The organism is Paenibacillus sp. FSL W8-0187, assembly GCF_037969755.1.
Taxonomy (GTDB): Bacteria; Bacillota; Bacilli; order Paenibacillales; family Paenibacillaceae; genus Paenibacillus_AQ.
Genome location: NZ_CP150206.1, coordinates 4,849,192 through 4,871,238 on the forward strand (window position 1 = coordinate 4,849,192; position 22,047 = coordinate 4,871,238).

Sequence of the window (22,047 nt, forward strand, 5' to 3'; positions counted from 1 at the left end):
AAAAATCCTCCCTAAAATGTTTGTGCTATTGTAATTTTTGAATCCGGTCCCATTGGCTTACGATATCCGTCACGCGTACACCAAAGTTCTCATCGATGACAACGACCTCGCCTTTGGCAATCAGTTTATGATTGACAAGGATGTCTACAGGCTCACCGGCAAGCTTGTCCAACTCGATGATCGAACCTTGTGACATTTCCAGGATATCCTTAATTTGCTTTTGAGTCCTCCCTAATTCTACGGTGACTTTAAGGGGAATGTCCATCAGTAAGTTCAGATTGTTTTCATCCACCTGGGTGTATGGCGCAGATTGCAGATTAGCGAACTGTACGGGCTGTACATTCACATTGCGATTTGGCATGCCGCCATACTGTTGCGGCTGCCCTTGGTAAGGCATCTGCGGCTGTCCATATGGCATGGATTGCGGGATCTGTCCTCCCTGTCCTTGCACTGGCTGGCCGTAGCCTTGTCCGTAGTCGAATCCTTGGCCCATGTCATTGCCATTAACAGGGTTAGCCGGTGCTTGAGCCGGTTCCTGTGTACTGACAGGCGCTTCCACCGTCGGCGCGGCTTCCTGCTTCGCAGGCTGCGGCTCTTCCGTCCCGTTGATAAGCATGTGAACCATATCCTTGGAAAAATGAACGGGAAGCAGCTGCATAATGGTTGAATCAATAAGGTCACCGATAATTAATCGGAATGAAATCTTAATCAATGTCTCATCCGGCGGAAGGTTGTTAACCCCTTCACCATTGGCCATGTTCAGAATGTCAATGCCTGGCGGCGATATATTGACAAACCGGTTAAAAATCGTTGACATGCTCGTTGCGGAAGAGCCCATCATCTGGTTCATCGCTTCCTGAACGGCACTGATATGAATCTCGTTGAGTTCCTCTTCCACGGGGTTGCCTTCCCCGCCTAACATCAGATCAGCAATGACCTGAGCATCACGTGTTTTAATGACTAGAGAGTTAATTCCTTCAAATCCATCCACATAAGTAACATGTACCGCTACATGCGGCTTCGGAAATTCTTCCTCAAACTCGCTTCGCTTAATGATCGACACTTTGGGTGTCGTGATATCCACTTTTTTGCCCAGCAAGGTAGACAGAGCGGTTGCAGCACTTCCAAAGGTAATGTTACCAATCTCACCAAGCGCGTCCTGCTCTAGAGGTGTTAATACATCATCGACAGTCGCCGCCGAAGGAATTGATGCTGGTGATGCCATTTCCGACTGTTTTAACAAAGCGTCGATTTCTTCCTGGGATAAATAGTCTTTACTCGTCAAATTCTTCAGCTCCTTCGATGACAATTTCATCGATTTGTACAGCAACCCGGTCTTTTATCGTTCCGGGACTGCCAATAAACTTTAATCTGTCCCCAACCTTTATGGAAAGTCCATCATGCATCGGTTTGTTTAATGAGATGACGTCGCCGACACTCAGTCCTAAAAATTCGGACACCGTAAGCTGTGAAACACCCAGCTCGGCAACAATCGGAAGCTTGGCTTTACTTACACGCTGCTTAAGAGCATCTACTTCCTCTGGAACACTCGCTTTTTTCTCCGAGATAAACCACTGATGCGCCGATAGCTTGGACATGATCGGTTCCAGCACCACATGCGGGATACACAGATTAATCATCCCCGTGGTATCGCCGATTTTGGTGCTAAGGGAAATTAGCGCAATGGTTTCGTTCGGAGAAACGATCTGCATAAATTGCGGATTCGTTTCCAATGCCTCAAGGCGCGGTGAGATGTCCAGCACCGTTTTCCACGCTTCCTGCAGACTATCGAATGCCCGGCTGAAAATGCGCTCCATGATGATTGTCTCGATTTCGGTCATCGAGCTGACGGAAGAAGGAGCAATACCCGTTCCTCCCAGCAAACGGTCCAGCATCGCGTAAGCAATGTTCGGATGGACCTCAAGCACCATGCGCCCGACAAGCGGTTCCGCCTCGAATATATTAAGAACTGTCATTTTGGGTATGGAGCGAATAAATTCATCATATGGAAGCTGTTCAACCTGCACCACATTGATTTGCACAAAAGTACGTAATTGCGCTGAGAAATAAGTAGTCAGATATCGTGCAAAATTCTCGTGAATGCGGGTCAAGCTCCGAATATGATCCTTGGAAAACCGGAGTGCCCTCTTAAAATCATAAGAACGAATTTTCTTTTGCGTTTCCTCTTTTTTCAGTTCTTCAGCATCCATTTCCCCTGAAGAGAGAGCGGCCAATAAGGCATCGATCTCATTCTGCGATAAAACATCAACCATCTACTCACCCCCTTACAGGTCGTCCGACGAACAGTCTAGATACCTACGATCATTACTTCTGTCATTTCGATTTGAATTAACTGCCCGGACGTTAACGACTTATTGATCAGGTTCTGCAGCTTGCCAATAAACTGTTCGCGCCCTTTGGAGTCATTAAGCAACTCGGGTTTCGTGTCGGCCAACGTTTTGATAATAATCGGTTTGATTTTAATCTCCTTGATTTTATCGAATTCTTCCTTTGCTTTTTTGTCATTAAGCTGAAAAGCAAAGGCCATCTGGGCAATATGTTCAGGATCAGCGAGATTCGTCTTGATCCCGGTGATTTCCGAGGTCATCTTGACGATCTCATCGGCTGACAACTTGGATAAAGCCGCTGCATTAGCCGAAGCCTGACTTTTACTGTTATCGCCAAGCAGTTTGTCCGACAACAGGAAGATCGCCACAACGATCAGCGTAATGGATAACAGGATCGTAATTAACCAGGGGAGCATCTTTTTCATGAAGGTTCCTCCAATTGCTGCACTTTAATGGTAGCTTGATGAATGCCTACCTCGTGATGATACGCCTTAACGGAAGCGATGATTTCATTTGCACTTTCAAGCACAATCATGCGCTTTCCATTAATCAATGTAATGTAGGTGTCAGGAGTCTCCTCAACCATTTCTATCAACAGCGCGTTAAGCCACAACTGCGAACCATTTAACCTCGTTACCGATATCATGGACAGCCTCCTTGTTTAATGAGGGAGGGGGCTCCCCCTCCCTCTCCATCCTTATCGTTTCAGATTGACAACTTCTTGAAGCACTTCGTCCGAAGTAGTGATAATCCGGGAGTTGGCTTGGAAGCCGCGCTGAGCAACGATCATTTCAGAGAATTCGCCTGTCAGGTCAACGTTGGACATTTCGAGCTGACCGGCAATAATCGCACCAGTTCCTTCTTCAGCATTATTCCCTTCAAACATAACGGCATCCAGATCGCCATCAGGAACTGCATTCAGGGTCACGCGATACATATTGCCGCCGATTTTCTCAAGACCTTCCGGATTCGGTACTTTCGCAACGCCAATGATGGCTCCCTCTTCCGTTGATCCGTCACTCATCTTCTGAATAATGGCGCCGTTTTGCGCAATCGTGAATGCTGTTACATCATCGCCCAACTGGATAGGCTCACCTGTCGCATCGAGAACAAGCATACCGTCAGACGTTACCAGGTTGCGTGCCACGTCCACATGGAAATCGCCTGCACGGGTCAAGAAAGGCACATCTTGATCCTCACTAAGCTTCACCATGAAAAAACCGTCTCCGTCGATTCTCAGGTCCGTTGGATTCGGAGACATCATCGCGCTGCCTGGGGTATGCATGGTATCAATCGAACCGATCGATACACCAAGACCAACCTGCTTTGCGTTTACACCACCGGATGGATCGTCGGTTCCCGGCGTGACACCGGACATCGTTTGACTTAGTACGTCTTTAAACATCACTCGTCCCGCTTTAAACCCAACCGTGTTTACGTTGGCAATGTTATTACCAATGACATCAAGCTTGGTTTGGAAACCTCTCATTCCGGAAATACCGGAATACATGGATCTTAACATCGATTTTCCTCCTTTTGTTATGGACCGCTTCTGTCGATCAGCGGCCGCCTGGCTTCCTCACGGGCCAGCCAGATTTATGAAATAATAACTGCACTATCAATTTGCGTAAATACGTTATCCTTCATCGCTTTGCCATCCATTGCAGTGACCACGGTCCGATTCGGAATATTCACAATCAGAGCCATATCTTTCATCAAAATGAGAGATTCCTTGCTCCCCTTCGCTGCAGCTTTGTCCACAGCGCTCTGGATCTGCGCAAGCTGATCACTCTTCAATTCAATGCCGCGCTGCTGAAGTCTCTTCGCCGCATGGTTGCTGATTTTAAGAAGATTCTCACTTAAGAGTTCCTGAAACGTGCCCGCGGGTGGATTTACCAGAGCTTGTGCTGGTTTTCGTTCATTGTGAAGCGCTGCGGGATGTATTTTTCCAGGGTATAAATGGCCTATCATCATGCGGTCACTCATGGCGCTGTTCCCCCAGGCTCTTCTCCCCCTTGTCCGGGATCTCCGGCTTCAGGAACTGACGGATCGGGATTGCCTGTTTCGGGTACGGAAGGATCCGGATTGTTTGTTACAGGATCTGTTGGGCCCTGATTACTGGTGTCAGGTACAGAAGGACCCGGATTGTTTATTTCAGGATCTGTCGGACCTGAATTCAATGCATCTGGATCATTCTCGGTTACAGCGTTCTCGATTTTCACAATCTGGTCAAGCGATACTTCACTGTCACCGACTTTGGCATAATGGACGCCTTCACGAACAATGATGGAATCTACGATACCGCTCTTCATGACGGACTCCGAACCATCCTCCGGCTTGAACATCCAGCTGATCTGTTTACCGATCAAACTTGAAGCAGCGCCCAGAGACTGACTCATTGCCGTTAATTGAGTATTGATATTCATCAGCTGCTCCAGGGAAGTAAACTGGGCCATTTGGGCAATAAACTCCCGGTCCTGCATCGGCTGAAGCGGATCCTGGTGCCTTAATTGCGTAATCAGGATGCTCAGGAACTGATCCTTTCCAAGCTCCTGGCCGTTTCCGTTTTTACTGCTGACATTCCCTTTAGCATAGTTGGGCCACATATTTTTCGTAGATACCGGATTAGTTGCCATCCAAGCTCACCTCCTCACTGTTAGGCTTTCGCGGTAAATGTTCCTGCTTGTACAAGTTCATCGTCGGCTTGATGCTCAGCAATCCAATCGTTCAATTCTTCCGTCAGATTTGCGGCCAGCACGGCATCATCGGAAGGACTATCCTTCTCCTTTGAGCGGTGCTGCGGCTGCTGCTGGCCTGATCCAGGCTGACGGCCGTCTTGATAAAGATTCGCATTGGAAGGCTGGCTGCTCTGCGTAACTTCAATTTTCTCGATCTGCAGCCCTTGAGCTTGCAATGCGCTTCGAAGCTGTGCCATTTGCTGGTCAATCAGCTCTTTAGCATCCGTCGAACGTGTCATGAACTGGGCGATTAATTGGCCATTCTGCATCGTAAGTTTGATATCTACTTGACCCAGATGTTCCGGATTCAAGGAGATTCTCGCTTCCGTAAAACCGGTTTGTTTCACGATTTCGAGCTTATTAATAATGAAGGAAGTCATTTCGCTTCCGAAGTTCTCAACAGGCACCGGCGGAGCTGCAGGCTTTACTGCAATTTGCGTACCTGAACGCAGGGCTAGCTGACCGGCAGTGACCGTTCCTTGCTCCAACAGCGAATCGCCTTCGTTAATCACGAACTCAGTTGCTGTACCATCAACGTCGGTACTTGTCGTCAGCGATGACCACTTGGCATTCGCTTGGCCCGTTGTTTGTGATGAAGCCGACTGTCCTGAAGTATTCGTCGATATGTTAGACTGAACGGCATCCGGTTGCTTTTGGGCCAGGATGTTATCAAAACTGCCGCTTGCCTTACTCTCCCCGGTCCCTGTTCCTTGACCAAGCAGACTATGGAAAGATTGGACAAGCTGTTTTACAGCAGCTTCGGTAGTCAGATCCACCTGACCAGATTTGGACAGCATCGATGCCAGCTGGCTGATCGTATCCTGTACTGCAAATCGAATGGTCTCTGGTCTGGAAGCCAATGGAGATATCTCATTCCCATCCGAATTTTCTTGTGCTTGAGGAGAAGCTCCGCTCAGCATAAGATTCGCTTGCGTTAGCCAGTTCTGCAGCTCTTGCAATAAGGATGGATCCTCCATTAATGCCTGATCCATGGTGTCCAGCTCCTGCAGCAAACCTTGGAGCAATTCCATCAAACCTTCAAGTGATGCATCGGTTTCCGAAGAATACTGCGCAAGCAAGGATTCCAGCTTGGCAGCGACTTCCGTCGAAGTTGTTGAAGCGCTGTTACCGCTGCTGTTCATCTGGTAAGCCAGTGTCGCATCAAAGGAAACAGCCGCTGTCGTTTGACCCGCCGCGCTTGTCTTTCCGCTTCCCGAGGGACTGCTCACGGATGAAGACATGTTTTGTACCGTTATTGTCATCGTCTTATTTCACCTCCTTTCCTGGGGATGGAGATTCATTTCAGAGCTTATTTAGAGCCCATCAGGCGATTCAATATCTTTGCTGCCAGCTCCGCATCTTTCGAGGACATCGCATTTAAAATCCGTGAACGAGTAGCATCATCCACTGTATTTAAAATGGTCATGGTCTTAGCGGGACTGATCTTGTACGTTTGCATCAGCAGTTCGGCAGCGTTGGCGGGTGTCATTCCGGCAAAGGTCTGATTCAACTGGTTTTTATCCAGATTGTCGGATGACTTCTTCTGCGCTGCCTCCGTTTCGTTCTTCTTGAGTCTGGATTGCAAAGCCGCGATGGCCAAATCTTCAGAAGTCTCAGCATCTTTAAGCATCATGGTTGCATCCGCTGCCGTTTTCGGATCCATTTTCTGCAGAATGGCAACCCGGTTGCTGCTCTTCATCTGGCTAAGCATAAGCACCATTTCTTCCTGCGTAAGGTTTTGCATAATCGGTGCGGCTTTGCTTGGACTCATGTCGGCGTAGAGCTTGGACAGTTCACGAATCTGCTTGGTATACGCGTCTTCCTCTTCTGTCTCACCGCTTGTCGGTGTGCTCTGCATCGAATCAATCTGGGTTTCCAGCTCTTTCACCTTGTTTTCCTGTGCTGCCTTTTGCTCTGATACTTCATTTAATGTTTCTTCGCGTTCGGCAAGCTGCTTCTTGAGTTCAACAATCGTTGCTTCCGCGCTTTCTTCCTGCTGCTTCGCTTCTTTGAGTTTCTGCTCTTCCGGGGTCAGCACCGGATCCGGGACCCAGTTCTTGATAACCGGAATTTTATTAGCTACATCGATTAGTCCATCCCGAACATCGGCTCTAAAAAATACGGCAAGCGCCCCGAGCAGAACAATCGTGAATATAGCAGGTACCAAAATCAACAGTATCCGTTCAAATCCTCCGCCTGATTCTTCCTTATCAAGCGGCATGTCTTTTCGTGCCACTCTCATTCCTCCTTCGCGGTCATAACCCTTCGGTGTTTGCAAACCTTATCGGGCTTTGATCGCAAAACGTACCGTCGCCATTTCGTCCAGCTCGTTTTGTTCCCGAAGGAGACTTTCATGCCGGAACTTTTCTTGGGATTTATCTCTTGCCTTTAACCACACTTTTTCGTCAAGCATCTTATCAGACAATGCCTTTTGTTTCTTCGTTACATTGACATGAGCGATTCGTATGTCATCCCGTTTCCGCTCAATGCATTCTTCCAAGTACTCTGCATATACCTGAATGTTTCGGATCTCAGCAACCGGCACGCATCGCGATGCCACCTCCTGCTGAGCACGATACATTTGATCCCGCATCTCATACAGCTCATTCAGACTTTTCTCTTCTGCCTGCAGCTTCCCGATGGCACTTGACAGCATCCATTCGGCTTGCGTTTTCTCGTTGCTTTTCAGGTCTACGATTTTCTGGAATGCATAATGAAATTTCATTCTTCAAAGTCATCTCCTTGAAAACTCGGAAATCAAACGTTCCTGAACCTCATTCAATGTTGTCTTCTCATTCACTTTTTGCTTCGTGAAATCCCATATTTGGCTGATATATTCAATCGATTCATCGATATCAGCATTCGAGCCCTGTTGATATGCCCCAATATTGATCAAATCCTCCGAGTCTTTGTATATCGCCATCAGCCGCTTTACGTTCTCGGAAGCATCGATTTGTTCCTCCGGCGAAATATCTTTCATGACTCGGCTAATGCTAGCCAGCACATCGATAGCCGGGAAATGCCCTTTGTTCGCTATATTCCGGTTTAAAACGATATGACCATCGAGGATCCCCCTGACCGCATCCGCGATCGGTTCGTTCATGTCATCACCGTCTACCAGCACCGTGTAAAAAGCGGTAATCGAGCCCGTTGGCCCTGTGCCTGCGCGTTCCAGAAGCTTCGGCAGACTTGCAAAAACAGACGGAGTATAACCACGCATGGCCGGCGGTTCTCCTACAGCAAGGCCTACTTCACGCTGCGCCATCGCATAGCGGGTAACGGAATCCATCATCAGCATCACATTCAGGCCGCGATCCCGGAAATATTCAGCGATCGTTGTAGCGATCAAGGCCCCCTTAATACGGATGAGTGCCGGTTGATCCGAGGTCGCTACAATCACGACGGACCGCTTTAACCCTTCGGGACCCAAGTCCCGTTCAATGAAGTCCAGCACCTCGCGTCCACGTTCCCCGATCAAGGCAATGACATTGACATCGGCAGAAGTATTTCGGGCGATCATTCCCATCAAGGTACTCTTCCCGACCCCGGATCCGGCGAATATGCCGACCCGTTGGCCTTTGCCGATAGATAACAATCCGTCAATCGCGCGGACGCCGATGCTGATCGGCTCCTGAACCCTCGGCCTATTGAGCGGGTTCTGGGGGACATTATGGGTTGAATAATGCGGCATACGCGCCGGAATGATAGATCCGTCCAGTGGTTGTCCCAATCCGTCGAGCACTTTGCCCAGCAGTTCCGAACCTACCTGCACGCTCAGGGGTTTGCCGGTACCGACTACATCACAGCCGGGACCAATAGAGTGAAGCTCGCCGAGAGGCATCAGCAACACTTTGTTGTCTCTAAAACCCACAACCTCCGCTTTGAGCGGCTTGGATTGCTTCGTGGGATAGATGTAACAAACATCGCCGATGCTTGCATCCGGACCTTCGGACTCCACCATCAGCCCGATAACCTGCGTAACTTTGCCGTTGATGCGAACGGGGTCCAGATGTTTCAGATAATCCATATAACGCGCACTATTCAGCTTCTTCATCTTGATTTCTCCGTTCCTCATCATCAAGAGCGAACCGCACGAGTTCTTTTTTGATCTCGGCTAGCTGTGTATCGATGCGGGCATCCACGCTTCCGAAGGAAGACCTGATCACGCACCCGCGATCTTTAACCGTGGAATCCGGCAAAATTTGAAGTTCTGCCTGAGAATCGATCGATAATCCGAGCTCTTCCCGTGCCGCGTATACAAATTCGAATTGCTCAGGAGCTACGCAAAGGGAGATGACTCCTTTTTCCCGCTTGCGTGCCAGGTTCTTTCGAATCAACTCCAGCGTGAAATCAGGTTCAATCGCAAGCTGACGATCCAGTACTTTTTCCGCTATGCTGCAGCTGAGCTCCACCAAGAACGGCTCCGCTTCCTGAATTAAATCATCCTTAGCTTGATGGGCGAGCTGAAGCAATTCACTCGCTTGTAAAGTCGCTTGCTCCATCAGTTCCTTCATCTCAAGTTCTGCCTTGGCTGAGCCCTCGGCGTATCCTTGGTTAAATCCTTCCATTTTCAGCGTCTCAGACAAATCCTCGTCCTGAAGCCTTCTTTCGCTCCACCACGCTTCAATCTGCTGCTGCGCTTCACTCAACAGCCGCTCCGCCTCTTCCGAAGCCTCACGGATTTGCCTTTCGGCAAACTCTTGAGCATCCTTCAGCATCTCATGCTTTAAGCGTTCAGCTTCAGCCAGTGTCAGTACAACAGCCGGCTCGGCAGTCGGGGGAGTATACTCCTCGACCGTTTCCTGGGTTGGTGACGCGTAACGACGAGCAAGATCCAACTCTTTCAACACATCCATCGGTTTATAGTGGGACGATTTGATCAAGTTAGACAATGATGTCATCTCCTCCGCCGCGAGCAATAATGACCTCGCCCGCTTCTTCGAGTCTTCGGATCGTGCTTACAATCCGCGTCTGAGCTTCCTCTACATCACGCAGCCGCACCGGTCCCATGTATTCCATTTCTTCGCGGAAGGTTTCGGCCATACGCTTGGACATGTTGCGGAAAATGACATCCCGTACTTCTTCGCTTGCCACCTTGAGTGCAAGTTGTAAATCGGCGTTCTCGACATCGCGGATAATACGCTGTATCGAACGGTTGTCCACGTTGACGATATCTTCGAATACGAACATCCGCTTCTTGATTTCTTCTGCGAGCTCAGGATCCTGGATTTCCAGGGAGTCGAGGATTGTTCGTTCCGTTCCTCGGTCAACGCCGTTCAAAATTTGAACGATGGATTCAATGCCACCCGCACTGGTGTAATCCTGCGTAACCGTCGCCGACAGCTTCTGTTCCAGCACGCGTTCCACCTGAGCAATGACTTCTGGTGAAGTACTGTCCATGACTGCAACCCTACGCGCTACTTCGGCCTGCTTCTCTTGCGGAAGCGAAGATAGGATCGCGGATGCCTGCTCGTATTGAAGATAGGACAAGACGAGTGCAATGGTCTGTGCATTTTCGTTCTGTATAAAGTTCAGGATTTGGCTTGGGTCCGCTTTGCGGGCAAAATCAAACGGTCTTACTTGAAGCGTTGCTGTCAGTCTGTTGATCACTTCCATCGCTTTTTGCTGTCCAAGTGCCTTCTCCAAAATCTCTTTAGCGTAATTAATACCGCCTTGCGAGATGTATTCCTGGGCTAGACAAATTTGATGGAATTCCTGAATAATGCTATCTTTCTCATCACTGTCGACTTTGCGAACATTCGCAATCTCCAGCGTTAATTGTTCAATCTCTTCATCTCGAAGATGCTTAAATATTTGAGCGGACACTTCCGGGCCAAGTGTAATGAGCAGTATAGCCGCTTTTTGACGTCCGCTTAACATTTGGTTATTTCCCTTAGCCAATGCTTCCACCTCTATTCCTCAGCTAGCCATGTGCGAAGTAAATTCACGAATTCATCTGGCTTCTTCTTCGCCAAGGTTTCGAGCTGCTTACGAACCTGGCTTTCATTGGTTATACTTTCGAGATTAATCGATGGGAATTCCGTAACTGGCGGAAGCTGAATGTCGTCTTCAAATTCTTCCTGCTGCTGTCTGCGTCTGCGGATGATGAAATAGGTTCCTCCAGCAATTAACGCTAACGCAGCGATACCAATCCCCCATAATACAGGTTTTGAAAGAACGGTTTTCGGATTTTCATCCGCATTTACATTAAATACCTGTGAAATAACTGAAACTTTTTTGGACAAATCAGCGTCTGTATAAGTAGAGTCTGTATCCGAGAGCGACGCTCGTACAATATTAACCAGAATGTTCTGTATTGCCGTTCTTGTTGCATCATCCAAAGTTTGTTGTCCGGCAGGTGGTTCAACCGAGACATTAATGGTTAAATCTTTAACAGTATATGGACTTGCTATGATATCCTTCGTAATCCGGTTAACTTCATAGTTAACGGTTTTGGAGAGCTCTTCCGAGTTCGTTTCTCCACTTCCAGAATCGCTAGGATATCCCGGAACAGCTTCTTCGCCTACACCGGCCACTCCGCCGGTTGGACTACTGGTTCCCGAATAGTTCTTCTGGATCTCCTGAACACTGAGCTCAATCCCCTTCATTTCTTCTTCATCAACAGGGGTTACGATGTTTTCTTTGCTCTGCACCTGATCAAAGTTCAGTTTCGAGGCAACCAGAACATTAACTTTATTCGATCCCATGTATTGCGAGAGAAACTGCTGAACATTTTGCCTAACATCGCTTTCGAATTTTTTCTGAAGCGCGAAGTTTTCTTCCACCTTGCCCATCAATCCACCTTGACCGCCTTTAGCTGTTGCGAGCAGCTCGACTTCGTCATTGGTGATTGTAATGTTCTCAACCGGCAAGTTTGGAATGGCTGTCTTCACCAGGTTGTAGTACCCGTCAATGACTTCTTGATTAGGACGATAGCCCGGTTTGAATTGCACAACTACGGAAGCGCTGGCTTGATCTTCGTTTCCGTTCTTGGCAAATACACTTTCTTTTGGCAGATTTAATAATACCGTTGCATCTTGGACGCCCTGCATTTTCTCAAGCAGTCGTTCTACTTCGCCATTCAGTGCATTTACATATTTCACTTCGAATTCGTTATCTGTCATCCCGATGGCCGATGCGTTCTTCTCGAAGGTTTCGAATCCGATCGTACCATTCTGTACAAGTCCTTGAGACCCTACATCAATCTGGACTTTAGCTGCGCTCGTACTCGGAACCAGGATGCTTCTGCCATCCTCGCTCAGCTTGTAGGAAATCCCTTGAGTCTCCAGGTGGCTGATGATTCCTGCGGCATCGCTGGAATTTAGATCCCGGAATGCTACTTCGTACTTCGTCTTAGAGAACTGCATCGTTAGTACGATTAGAGCAATCAAAACAAATGCTATTGTAGCGATTAACATTATTTTTTGTTTGTTGCTGAATTGGTTCCAATACTGGGTCATTCTCTCCCTATATTGGGTAATTCTCTCGTTCACATTGTCACCCCATCCGAAACTTTGCTAGAAACATTTAGATTTGCGTGCGCATGATCTCTTGATAGGCTTCTACCACTTTGTTTCGGACCTGTGTTGTGAGCTGAATGCTCAACAGAGCCTGTTGGGCGGATATCATCGCCTGATCTACGTTTACTTGTCCAATCATTAATTTATCGCTCATGACATGAGCATTTTGTTCCTGTGCTGCCACAGAGTTCAGTGCTTCATTCAGGTAAGAGCCAAAATCGCGAATCGATTCGGAAGGAGTCGCTCCATTTTTCACTTGCTCCTGCAGTTGAAGCGGCTGTACGCCCTGAACACTGAACATTGCATTTTGAATCATCTCTTTCTCTCCTCCTACAATATGGGCTTATGTATTTTCACTTGTTATCTACCGATCTCCAATGCCTTCATAATCATCGCTTTCGAAGCATTTATCGCAGTAACGTTAGCTTCGTAAGAACGTGTAGCTGCTAGCATATCCACCATTTCCTTCGTAATGTCCACGTTAGGCATAAAGACATAGCCTGCCGCATTCGCATCAGGATGTGTAGGGTTATATACCTGTTTCAGCGGGGTTTGATCTTCCCGTACCTGGGCAACCTTTACCCCTTGTCCCACATTCTGTCCATCCATCTGTGCTCTAAGAAGCCCTTCAAACGATTCCTGCTGCGGCTGGAACACAACTGTTTTTCGGCGATACGGAACGGCTTGGCCATTCTCGATTCGTGCGCGTGTAGTTTCTGCATTGGCTATGTTGGAGGAGATGACATCCATTCGAAGCCGTTGTGCTGTTAGAGCTGATGCATTAATACCGAAACTATTGCTAATATTCATGAACCCTATCTCCCTTCAATAGCTGTACGCATCATTCGAATCTGCTCATTTACAGCTTGTATGTATGAATTATAACGGAGCTGATTCTCTGCAAGCAGCGACATTTCTCTGTCTGCATCGACATTATTCTGGTTGTTATTCATGGAGCTGCTGCCATCCTTCATGACCGAAGCATCAGGAATCCCCCCGGTTGGACCAATGACAAAATGCCTGGGATCTGTTCTTCTGCCCTGAAGTGACAATTGGGCCCCATCCATTTCTTTTTTCAGAAGACTCTCAAAGGATACCTCGGATCTCTTAAAATGAGGAGTATCCACGTTGGCGATGTTGTTTGCAATCACATTGTTTCTGAGATTTGCTGCATCCAACCCGCTTTGAAGCCGTTGAAAAGAACTATTATTCAACAGGTTCACTAGCTCATTCCTCCTGACTGGACTTTGCAGAAAGGTATTCCACTCTTCCTAGCTAAATCCTCTTTTTTCGACAAATCATATAATCCGTATGAACTAACCTAGGTCTTAAGTAGAAAAAGACAACATGATGTCACATAAACTAAGTTTCTTAAAGATTGGGACTTTTTACAATAAGAAAAAAGCCCTATCTTTTACCAAAAAGAAGGGCTTTGTGTTCATTTTTATCCGGTTTTTTTCTATATTATTGCAAATCGTACCACTAAATCTGTAAAATTTAAGCGATTTTTCCCGAAGGGTAGGTCCTGCTACGACCCATAAAATTCACAAAAAATTACGAAATCCGTCCCGATCCCTTCCAACATGCGAAAGCGCTTCGACAACTTGCTAGTAGGGTCATGATGAATATCGACAATTATTTCCTTTCGCATACCCGGAAGATAGACCTATATGCATGCAACTACAGAATATACTGGCTCAGATCCCGGTCCTGGGCGATGCCGGCAAGTTTCTCCCGGACATACTGCGGCGTGATCACCATGCGGTCCAGCGTCAACTCAGGCGCTTCAAATGACAGGTCTTCGAGGAGCTTCTCCAATATCGTATGAAGCCTCCGCGCGCCTATATTCTCCGTGTTCTGGTTAACCGAAGCCGCGATTTGGGCGATCTCCCGTATTGCTTCTGGGGAAAACTCAACCTCAAGATCTTCAGTACGCAGCAGATTGACGTATTGCTTGGTTAGTGCATTTTTCGGCTCGGTCAAAATGGATACAAAATCGTCGAGTGACAAGCTGCTGAGCTCCACCCGAATCGGAAAACGCCCCTGAAGCTCGGGTATCAAATCCGATGGCTTCGCAATATGAAAAGCACCGGCAGCGATAAAGAGGACAAAGTCCGTTTTTACCGGCCCGTATTTCGTCATAATCGTGGAGCCTTCCACGATAGGCAAAATATCGCGCTGCACACCTTCTCTGGACACATCTGGACCTGATTGACGGCCCTGGCTGGCAACCTTGTCGATCTCGTCGATAAAGATAATACCGGATTGCTCTGCCCGACGAATAGACTCCTGAATGACATCATCCATATCGATAAGCTTGCCAGCTTCCTCTTGCGTCAGCACTTTCCTGGCTTCCTTGACGGACAGCTTGCGGCGCTTTGTGCGCTTTGGCATCAGATTACCGAACATTTCCTGCATGTTCATCCCCATCTGATCATTGCCCTGCCCCGCAAACATATCAAACATGTTCGGAGCAGCATCCTCGACATCAATCTCAATCGTTTCATCTTCAAGCTTGCCGGACAGCAGGTTAAAACGAACTTGTCTCCGTTTCTCTTTGAGACTAACGTCCTTATCGTCCGCATCCTCATCTTCGGCCTGGGTATCGTTATTGGCACCGCCAAACAGCATCTCAAAGGGATTGCGCTGACTTTTCTGTCCTTTGGTTGAAGGTGCCAACAGCTGAACGATCCGCTCGTTCGCCATTTCCTCGGCTTTGTCCTTTACCTTCTCGGTACGTTCCAGCTTCACCATCCGGATCGCGGTTTCCACAAGATCACGTACCATGGATTCCACATCACGCCCAACATAACCAACCTCGGTAAACTTTGTCGCCTCGACCTTGACGAACGGTGCATGGACCAGCTTGGCAAGCCTTCTTGCAATCTCCGTTTTGCCGACGCCGGTAGGACCGATCATCAGAATGTTCTTCGGTACGATTTCATCCCGCTCGTCATCTGTAAGCAAACTCCGGCGATAGCGGTTCCGAAGGGCTACAGCGACCGATTTTTTAGCGTCCTTCTGCCCTACGATGTATTTATCCAGCTCGGATACAATCTGTCTTGGCGTCATCGATTCTTTACTCATCGCGAATACCTCCACCCCTGATATGGCTATATGTTACTGTATGGCATCCTTACAGCTCTTCGACAATAATGTTGCTGTTGGTATAGACACACACCTCAGAAGCGATCTGAAGCGCCTCTCTGGCTATATCCTTTGCTTCCATATGTCCGGCATGTCGCTTAAGCGCCCGACCTGCCGACAAGGCAAAATTGCCGCCTGACCCTATGGCCAGCACATCATCATCGGGCTCGATGATTTCGCCGCCGCCTGAAATCAGGAGCATTCCTGTTTTATCCATAACAATCATCAAAGCCTCAAGTTTGCGAAGCACACGGTCTTGACGCCAGTCCTTCGCGAGCTCAACAGCGGCACGCTGCAGGTTTCCATGGTGCTCTTCCAGCTTGCCTTCGAATTTCTCAAATAACGTAATTGCATCCGCCACAGAACCGGCAAAACCGGCGACAACTTGTCCCCGGTAAAGACGGCGCACTTTCTTGGCGGTCTGCTTCATGACTACACTTTCACCAAATGTAACTTGGCCATCGCCGGCAATAGCTGCTGTGCCATTATGCCGTACTGCGCAAATCGTCGTGGCGTGAAAAGTCATTTCCATGATGGCAAGACCTCCCTAAGAAAATAAGATTAGATTGTATTTAGTTCGTTAGCATTAATAAATATTCGTACTCCGTCAAGAGCTCGGCTCGCAAGCGCTTCGTTTTTTTCCTTTTTGTTGCGAATGCGCTTCTCGAGACTCGGAAGAAGACCGAAGTTCGCATTCATCGGCTGGAAGTTATCGGGATCTGCATGGGTGATGTAGTAGGCCATACTTCCGATGGTTGATTCCTGAGGGAATACAATCCCCTCCTGCCCCTGAGCTGCTCTTGCTGCATTGATTCCAGCAATCAATCCGGATGCCGCCGATTCAACATATCCTTCAACACCTGTCATTTGTCCCGCCAGATACAGATTAGGCCGTGTTTTCACCTGATAGGTTTGTTCCAGCAGTCTAGGCGAATTAACAAACGTATTGCGGTGCATAACGCCGTAACGCACAATTTCGGCGTTCTCGAGTCCCGGAATCATGGAAATGATCCGCTTCTGTTCGCCCCACTTCAAATGAGTCTGGAAACCGACAAGGTTGTAGAGAGTACCTGCCGCATTATCCTGACGGAGCTGCACCACAGCGTGTGGCAGCTTGCCTGTATGCGGGTTCACCAATCCAACAGGTTTCATGGGGCCAAACAAGGCCGTTTGTTTACCACGCTTCATCATAATCTCGATCGGCATACAGCCTTCGAAATAAATCTCCTTCTCAAACTCTTTCAATTGAGCGACTTCGGCATTGATAAGAGCGTCATAGAAAGCGTCAAACTCCTCTTCCGTCATGGGACAATTCAGATATGCCGCTTCGCCTTTATCGTAACGGGATGCCAGATAGACCTTGCTCATATCGATGGAATCCTTTTCCACGATCGGAGCAGCCGCATCGTAAAAATAGAAATAGTCCTCACCCATCAGCTCACGAATCTGTGATGACAATGCGGGCGAAGTCAGAGGCCCTGTGGCAATAACAACGATGCCTTCTTCAGGTATATGCTGAATTTCTTCATTTACAACCTCAATTAAAGGATGCTGATGCAGGGTTTCCGTAATTTCTCCCGAAAAACCGTCACGGTCAACAGCCAATGCGCCGCCAGCCGGGACGGAATTGCGGTCTGCCGAACCGATGACAAGCGAGTTCAGCATCCGCATTTCTTCCTTCAATACCCCGACTGCGTTGGTTAAACCGTTCGCGCGAAGCGAATTACTGCATACAAGCTCAGCGAACTTGTCCGTATGATGAGCCGGCGTCTTCACGACCGGCCGCATCTCATATAATGTAACGGGTACGCCGCGGCTAGCGATCTGCCAAGCAGCTTCACTGCCTGCAAGCCCTGCACCGATAACCGTAACCCTCTGTGAATCTGTCAAAGTCATTCCCCCCTGTATGCCTTACAAATCTGCTGCATCGTCCTGTTCCTCGACCATTTCGGAATAATCACAAGAAGTACATTGAAGCTTGATGCCTTGCTTGCTTTTCTTCTCTACCATCAAACTACTGCAATTCGGACATGGCTTCGTTGACGGTTTATCCCATGATACAAAATCACATTCGGGATAACGATCACACCCAAAGAAGACGCGCCCCTTCTTGCTCCGGCGTTCCACGACATGACCTTCCTTGCATTTCGGGCACGCCACGCCGATATCTTTCACGATCGGCTTGGTATTCCGGCAATCCGGGAAGCCTGAGCATGCAAGAAACTTACCAAACCTGCCCAGCTTATACACCAATGGCTTACCGCATTTTTCGCAGATCTCATCGGAAACCTCATCTTCGATTTCGATTTCCTTCATTTCTTCCTCTGCTACTTCAAGCCGCTTTTCAAAGGATTCATAGAACTCTGCCAATACTTTGACCCAATCTTCGGAGCCCTCCTCCACATGGTCGAGGTCTTCTTCCATGTTCGCCGTAAACTCCACATTGAGAATTTCCGGGAAGAACTGCTCCATCTGTTCGATGACAAGTTCACCGAGCTCGGTTGGCATGAATTTTTTCTCTTCGATGGCAACGTAGCCTCTCTTCTGGATCGTTTCCAGCGTCGGGGCATACGTACTAGGACGCCCTATACCAAGCTCCTCCAGCGTTCGGACAAGACGTGCTTCTGTATAACGCGGAGGCGGCTGAGTGAAGTGCTGTTTCGGCTCAATATCCTGCTTCTCCAGAATGTCGCCACTATGAAGCTCTGGCAGGTATTTATCTTCCTCTGTCGTCCCGTCGTCGTTGCCTTCAACGTAGACCTTCATGAAACCAGGGAAACGAACCTTCGAACCCGTTGCGCGGAAAACGGTCTTGCCCGCGGTAATATCCACAGAAAGCGTATCCAGCACAGCAGATGACATCTGACTCGCCACAAATCGCTCCCAAACCAGTTTATACAGGCGAAGCTGATCACGACTCATGAACGGCTTCACGGATTCAGGATCCCGCAGCACCGATGTAGGTCGAATCGCTTCATGCGCGTCCTGAGCGTTGGCCGCTTTTTTCGAGTATTGTCTCGGGCTCTCCGGAACGAACGGATCACCATACTTCTCGGTGATGTATTCTTTCGCTTCTTCTTGAGCCGTGCCTGAAATGCGCGTGGAATCCGTACGCATATAGGTAATCAAACCGACGGTGCCTTCCTTGCCAAGCTCGACGCCCTCGTATAACTGCTGGGCAACGGACATGGTCTTGGCAGCCCGGAAACCAAGTTTACGTGCAGCTTCCTGCTGCAAGGAACTCGTCGTAAACGGTGGAGACGGGTGGCGCTGACGTTCGCGTTCTTTTACTTCGCCGACTTGGAAGGAAGCATCCCGAATCGCTTCGAGAATTTCATTGACTTCCTGTTCATTGGTCAGCTCCTTCTTCGCGCCGTTAAGCTGGGTGAATTTGGCTTCGAATGCGGATCCTTTAATGGCCAGCTTAGCCGTAATGGTCCAATATTCTTCCGGAACGAAAGCGCTTATCTCATTCTCACGGTCGAGAATGATTTTGACGGCTACGGATTGAACGCGGCCGGCAGAGAGTCCCTTTTTTACTTTCTTCCATAGAATAGGGCTGATCTTATAACCAACCAAACGGTCGAGGATACGTCTTGCCTGCTGCGCGTTAACCAAATCCATGTTAATTTTGCGCGGCGTCTTGAAGGCGTCCTTCACGGCCGTTTTCGTTATTTCATTAAATACAACCCGCAGGCTTTGAGTATCATCCAGCTCCAATGCATGCGCAAGATGCCATGCAATGGCTTCCCCTTCGCGATCGGGGTCAGCTGCGAGGTACACTTTTTTCACCTTTTTGCTAGCATCCTTAAGTTCCTTTAAGACAGAACCTTTTCCGCGGATCGTAATGTATTTCGGATTGAAGTCGTTTTCCACTTCAACCCCGATCTGGCTCTTCGGCAAATCGCGAACATGACCCATCGAAGCCTTCACGATATACTTGCTGCCGAGATATTTGCCAATCGTTTTCGCCTTAGCAGGCGACTCTACGATGACGAGTGAATCCGCCACAGGTTCATCCTCCTCTCCAACATTCAAACTTTCCCATTAAATGATCTTATATATAGCACCGGGTAATTGGGTAATCTGCTTTTTTATGATTAAAGATAACAGAACTGAATGCAAATGTCCAAAATCCCACCGGGTGCGCTCGATCATCTCATCCAGCGACCCGGGACCCTGTTCGAGCATATGGTATATTTGTCGTTCGTCATTTGTCAACCCGGCTAGTTCATCCGGATACTCCTGACGAGGGGCCCGCCGCTCCTTATTGTATGTATCCGAAGCCACTTTTGGCAACCAGGAATCATATTCTTCTATTATATCACTAGCTTGCGTGACCATCTTGGCCCCTTGCTTGATCAAATCCAAGGTCCCTCTACTCTTGGGTGAAGTGAGAGGTCCCGGAACGGAGAACACGTCCCTTCCTGCCTCCAGGGCTAAATCCGCCGTAATCAACGATCCGCTGCGGGCATCCGCCTCTACCACCACGGTACCTAGCGTGAGTCCCGCAATAATCCGGTTTCGCTGCGGGAAGAATCCCGGGAGCACCTTGGTGCCAGGCGGGTATTCGGAAATGATAAGTCCCTTTGCCGCGATTTCTTCATACAGCGATCGGTTCTCCGGTGGATATATCACGTCAATGCCGGCTCCGAGAACCGCTACTGTCGGTCCCCCGCTTCGCAAAGCCGTATCATGGACTACGCTATCAATGCCTCTGGCCATGCCGCTGACAACCATGAACCCTGCCCCTGCCAACTCCTCGGATAGCATCGTTGCAATCTTGCGCCCATATGCAGTAGGCATTCTTGTACCTACCATCGCAATCCCCGGCCTCGACAGCAGATGAGGATCGCCTATGCAATACAATACCCAGGGTGCCTGTGGTGAAGATTTTAACATGTCCGGGTAGATATCATCGAGGGCTGTTATAGTACGTATTTTTGAACGGTTTGTCAAATTCCATACCCCGGCTTCATGTTGTCCAAACCCGACATCATCCGCACTCGAAAGATCAATCTGCTTTCTTTCGACAACGGAAGAAAAATCTTTGGCCAGTTTATTCGCTTTTTCGACAGATAAACCACAGGCTCTCCAATCATTTGCATCATATGACAGCAGCCCCTGATGCAGTTCACCGTTCAATATGATTCGATTAATGGTCTTCCATCCGATACCTTCGCTTTCATGCAATGCGATGAGCAGTAAGCTATCCAGCTTCATAAACGGGACCTCCTTAAAATATAAAATCAAAAGCAAAAAAGCAACCCTTCATTTCCTATTCAGGAAATAAAAGGTTGCTTACCTTAAATTATAACCATAGGCTTAGCCTAGGATTGCATAAGAATCTAGTTCTAGTGAGTCGTGCAAGACTCCAAAAGACCTTTCTCCTCAAGCACGCTAACCAGGGTTGAGCCCATTTCAGCAGGTGTAGGAGCTACCTTGATACCGCAAGCTTCAAGTACAGAGATTTTCTCCTTGGCTGTTCCTTTGCCGCCAGAAATAATCGCGCCTGCGTGGCCCATACGTTTTCCTGGAGGCGCCGTCGCGCCGCCAATGAAGCCTACCACTGGTTTAGTCATGTTCGCTTTGATCCATTCAGCCGCTTCTTCCTCTGCGGTACCGCCGATCTCACCGATCATAATAACCGCTTTGGTGTTAGGATCTTCATTAAAGAGTCTCAATACATCGATAAACTCCGTCCCTTTAACCGGGTCGCCGCCAATCCCTACGGCGGAGGATTGTCCGATGCCGCGAGCTGTCAGCTGATGAACGGCTTCATATGTCAGGGTACCACTGCGCGATACAACGCCGACGTGTCCTGGCGTATGGATGTAGCCAGGCATGATGCCGATTTTGCATTCACCCGGTGTAATGACACCAGGACAGTTAGGACCGATCAGACGAGTTTTCTTGCCTTCCATATAGCGGGATACTTTTACCATATCCAGCACCGGAATGCCTTCCGTAATACAAATAACCAGATCCATCTCGGCATCAACAGCTTCCAGAATGGAATCGGCTGCAAAAGCCGGAGGCACATAAATTACGCTAGCGGTTGCGCCTGTTTTGGCTTTGGCTTCCTCAACGGTGTTGTAAACCGGCAATTTGACGGTTTCGCCGTTCTCAAGCGTAATTTCAACTTCGGTTCCACCTTTGCCGGGTGAAGTTCCCCCGACCATCTGTGTACCGTAATCCAGGGCCCCTTTTGCATGGAAAAGGGCTGTTTTACCTGTAATCCCTTGCGTGATAACTTTTGTATTTTTATCGATCAAAATACTCACGATTGATTCA

Annotated in this window: 23 protein-coding genes; all 23 read right to left on the reverse strand. The window is 48.5% G+C overall.

Features of this window, described 5'->3' with window-relative positions:
- Positions 1-25 precede the first annotated feature (25 nt).
- Positions 26-1,285, reverse strand: coding sequence for a flagellar motor switch phosphatase FliY (gene fliY / locus MKY48_RS21745; RefSeq protein ID WP_339266224.1), 1,260 nt, complete (start codon positions 1,283-1,285; stop codon positions 26-28).
- Positions 1,275-2,273 carry a flagellar motor switch protein FliM gene (gene fliM, locus MKY48_RS21750; protein ID WP_076324984.1) on the reverse strand — a complete coding sequence of 333 codons (999 nt, stop codon included), beginning with the start codon at positions 2,271-2,273 and terminating at the stop codon, positions 1,275-1,277. Before fliM ends, fliY begins: the two co-directional genes overlap by 11 nt.
- 35 nt (positions 2,274-2,308) lie before the next feature.
- A complete protein-coding gene (locus MKY48_RS21755) occupies positions 2,309-2,773 on the reverse strand; it encodes a flagellar basal body-associated FliL family protein (RefSeq protein ID WP_339266225.1) in 465 nt (154 codons plus the stop codon).
- The gene (locus MKY48_RS21760) at positions 2,770-2,994 is read right to left on the reverse strand and encodes a flagellar FlbD family protein (RefSeq protein ID WP_009594749.1); all 225 of its coding nucleotides are present in this window, start codon (positions 2,992-2,994) and stop codon (positions 2,770-2,772) included. The genes MKY48_RS21755 and MKY48_RS21760 overlap by 4 nt, the downstream gene beginning before the upstream one ends.
- Before the next feature lie 51 nt (positions 2,995-3,045).
- On the reverse strand, positions 3,046-3,870 hold the full coding sequence (locus MKY48_RS21765) for a flagellar hook-basal body complex protein (RefSeq protein WP_098747042.1): 825 nt from the start codon (positions 3,868-3,870) through the stop codon (positions 3,046-3,048).
- A 74-nt stretch (positions 3,871-3,944) separates the two neighbouring features.
- Positions 3,945-4,334 carry a TIGR02530 family flagellar biosynthesis protein gene (locus MKY48_RS21770; RefSeq protein WP_098747045.1) on the reverse strand — a complete coding sequence of 130 codons (390 nt, stop codon included), beginning with the start codon at positions 4,332-4,334 and terminating at the stop codon, positions 3,945-3,947.
- Positions 4,331-4,984, reverse strand: coding sequence for a flagellar hook capping FlgD N-terminal domain-containing protein (locus tag MKY48_RS21775; RefSeq protein ID WP_098747047.1), 654 nt, complete (start codon positions 4,982-4,984; stop codon positions 4,331-4,333). Before MKY48_RS21775 ends, MKY48_RS21770 begins: the two co-directional genes overlap by 4 nt.
- Positions 4,985-5,004: 20 nt before the next feature.
- Positions 5,005-6,348, reverse strand: a complete 1,344-nt coding sequence (locus MKY48_RS21780) for a flagellar hook-length control protein FliK (RefSeq protein ID WP_339290839.1) — start codon at positions 6,346-6,348, stop codon at positions 5,005-5,007.
- A gap of 47 nt (positions 6,349-6,395) precedes the next feature.
- Positions 6,396-7,328 (reverse strand): kinesin, encoded by a 933-nt coding sequence (locus MKY48_RS21785; RefSeq protein ID WP_339266230.1) that lies wholly within the window; start codon positions 7,326-7,328, stop codon positions 6,396-6,398.
- A 39-nt stretch (positions 7,329-7,367) separates the two neighbouring features.
- Complete coding sequence (fliJ, locus tag MKY48_RS21790; protein WP_339266232.1) at positions 7,368-7,811, reverse strand: flagellar export protein FliJ; 444 nt, start codon at positions 7,809-7,811, stop codon at positions 7,368-7,370.
- A 9-nt stretch (positions 7,812-7,820) separates the two neighbouring features.
- Complete coding sequence (gene fliI / locus MKY48_RS21795) at positions 7,821-9,140, reverse strand: flagellar protein export ATPase FliI (protein ID WP_339266234.1); 1,320 nt, start codon at positions 9,138-9,140, stop codon at positions 7,821-7,823.
- Positions 9,124-9,978 (reverse strand): FliH/SctL family protein, encoded by an 855-nt coding sequence (locus MKY48_RS21800; RefSeq protein ID WP_339266236.1) that lies wholly within the window; start codon positions 9,976-9,978, stop codon positions 9,124-9,126. Before MKY48_RS21800 ends, fliI begins: the two co-directional genes overlap by 17 nt.
- On the reverse strand, positions 9,971-10,987 hold the full coding sequence (fliG, locus tag MKY48_RS21805; RefSeq protein ID WP_071220479.1) for a flagellar motor switch protein FliG: 1,017 nt from the start codon (positions 10,985-10,987) through the stop codon (positions 9,971-9,973). Before fliG ends, MKY48_RS21800 begins: the two co-directional genes overlap by 8 nt.
- An 11-nt stretch (positions 10,988-10,998) precedes the next feature.
- Positions 10,999-12,579, reverse strand: a complete 1,581-nt coding sequence (fliF, locus tag MKY48_RS21810) for a flagellar basal-body MS-ring/collar protein FliF (protein WP_339290841.1) — start codon at positions 12,577-12,579, stop codon at positions 10,999-11,001.
- A 34-nt stretch (positions 12,580-12,613) separates the two neighbouring features.
- Positions 12,614-12,922: a flagellar hook-basal body complex protein FliE gene (fliE, locus tag MKY48_RS21815; RefSeq protein WP_076324995.1), complete on the reverse strand. Its 309-nt coding sequence runs from the start codon at positions 12,920-12,922 to the stop codon at positions 12,614-12,616.
- A gap of 44 nt (positions 12,923-12,966) precedes the next feature.
- Complete coding sequence (gene flgC / locus MKY48_RS21820; RefSeq protein ID WP_339266238.1) at positions 12,967-13,416, reverse strand: flagellar basal body rod protein FlgC; 450 nt, start codon at positions 13,414-13,416, stop codon at positions 12,967-12,969.
- A gap of 5 nt (positions 13,417-13,421) precedes the next feature.
- Positions 13,422-13,829 carry a flagellar basal body rod protein FlgB gene (gene flgB, locus MKY48_RS21825; protein WP_076324997.1) on the reverse strand — a complete coding sequence of 136 codons (408 nt, stop codon included), beginning with the start codon at positions 13,827-13,829 and terminating at the stop codon, positions 13,422-13,424.
- A 457-nt stretch (positions 13,830-14,286) separates the two neighbouring features.
- Positions 14,287-15,693 (reverse strand): ATP-dependent protease ATPase subunit HslU, encoded by a 1,407-nt coding sequence (gene hslU / locus MKY48_RS21830; RefSeq protein WP_076324998.1) that lies wholly within the window; start codon positions 15,691-15,693, stop codon positions 14,287-14,289.
- Between the two features lie 49 nt (positions 15,694-15,742).
- Positions 15,743-16,285, reverse strand: coding sequence for an ATP-dependent protease subunit HslV (gene hslV / locus MKY48_RS21835; RefSeq protein ID WP_006211334.1), 543 nt, complete (start codon positions 16,283-16,285; stop codon positions 15,743-15,745).
- A 29-nt stretch (positions 16,286-16,314) separates the two neighbouring features.
- Positions 16,315-17,643 carry an FADH(2)-oxidizing methylenetetrahydrofolate--tRNA-(uracil(54)-C(5))-methyltransferase TrmFO gene (trmFO, locus tag MKY48_RS21840; RefSeq protein WP_076324999.1) on the reverse strand — a complete coding sequence of 443 codons (1,329 nt, stop codon included), beginning with the start codon at positions 17,641-17,643 and terminating at the stop codon, positions 16,315-16,317.
- Positions 17,644-17,664: 21 nt separating this feature from the next.
- Positions 17,665-19,764, reverse strand: coding sequence for a type I DNA topoisomerase (gene topA, locus MKY48_RS21845; protein WP_076325000.1), 2,100 nt, complete (start codon positions 19,762-19,764; stop codon positions 17,665-17,667).
- A 36-nt stretch (positions 19,765-19,800) separates the two neighbouring features.
- On the reverse strand, positions 19,801-20,976 hold the full coding sequence (gene dprA / locus MKY48_RS21850; protein WP_339266243.1) for a DNA-processing protein DprA: 1,176 nt from the start codon (positions 20,974-20,976) through the stop codon (positions 19,801-19,803).
- A 131-nt stretch (positions 20,977-21,107) separates the two neighbouring features.
- Positions 21,108-22,037: a succinate--CoA ligase subunit alpha gene (sucD, locus tag MKY48_RS21855; RefSeq protein ID WP_071220478.1), complete on the reverse strand. Its 930-nt coding sequence runs from the start codon at positions 22,035-22,037 to the stop codon at positions 21,108-21,110.
- Positions 22,038-22,047 lie beyond the last annotated feature (10 nt).

Bases quoted from the DNA above. Each gene is read 5' to 3' on its own strand.
- fliM (WP_076324984.1), bottom strand. From the start codon at position 2,273: ATGGTTGATGTTTTATCGCAGAATGAGATCGATGCCTTATTGGCCGCT.
- MKY48_RS21755 (WP_339266225.1), bottom strand. From the start codon at position 2,773: ATGAAAAAGATGCTCCCCTGGTTAATTACGATCCTGTTATCCATTACG.
- MKY48_RS21760 (WP_009594749.1), bottom strand. From the start codon at position 2,994: ATGATATCGGTAACGAGGTTAAATGGTTCGCAGTTGTGGCTTAACGCG.
- MKY48_RS21765 (WP_098747042.1), bottom strand. From the start codon at position 3,870: ATGTTAAGATCCATGTATTCCGGTATTTCCGGAATGAGAGGTTTCCAA.
- MKY48_RS21770 (WP_098747045.1), bottom strand. From the start codon at position 4,334: ATGAGTGACCGCATGATGATAGGCCATTTATACCCTGGAAAAATACAT.
- MKY48_RS21775 (WP_098747047.1), bottom strand. From the start codon at position 4,984: ATGGCAACTAATCCGGTATCTACGAAAAATATGTGGCCCAACTATGCT.
- MKY48_RS21780 (WP_339290839.1), bottom strand. From the start codon at position 6,348: ATGACAATAACGGTACAAAACATGTCTTCATCCGTGAGCAGTCCCTCG.
- MKY48_RS21785 (WP_339266230.1), bottom strand. From the start codon at position 7,328: ATGAGAGTGGCACGAAAAGACATGCCGCTTGATAAGGAAGAATCAGGC.
- fliJ (WP_339266232.1), bottom strand. From the start codon at position 7,811: ATGAAATTTCATTATGCATTCCAGAAAATCGTAGACCTGAAAAGCAAC.
- fliI (WP_339266234.1), bottom strand. From the start codon at position 9,140: ATGAAGAAGCTGAATAGTGCGCGTTATATGGATTATCTGAAACATCTG.
- fliE (WP_076324995.1), bottom strand. From the start codon at position 12,922: ATGATTCAAAATGCAATGTTCAGTGTTCAGGGCGTACAGCCGCTTCAA.
- flgC (WP_339266238.1), bottom strand. From the start codon at position 13,416: ATGAATATTAGCAATAGTTTCGGTATTAATGCATCAGCTCTAACAGCA.
- hslU (WP_076324998.1), bottom strand. From the start codon at position 15,693: ATGAGTAAAGAATCGATGACGCCAAGACAGATTGTATCCGAGCTGGAT.
- hslV (WP_006211334.1), bottom strand. From the start codon at position 16,285: ATGGAAATGACTTTTCACGCCACGACGATTTGCGCAGTACGGCATAAT.
- dprA (WP_339266243.1), bottom strand. From the start codon at position 20,976: ATGAAGCTGGATAGCTTACTGCTCATCGCATTGCATGAAAGCGAAGGT.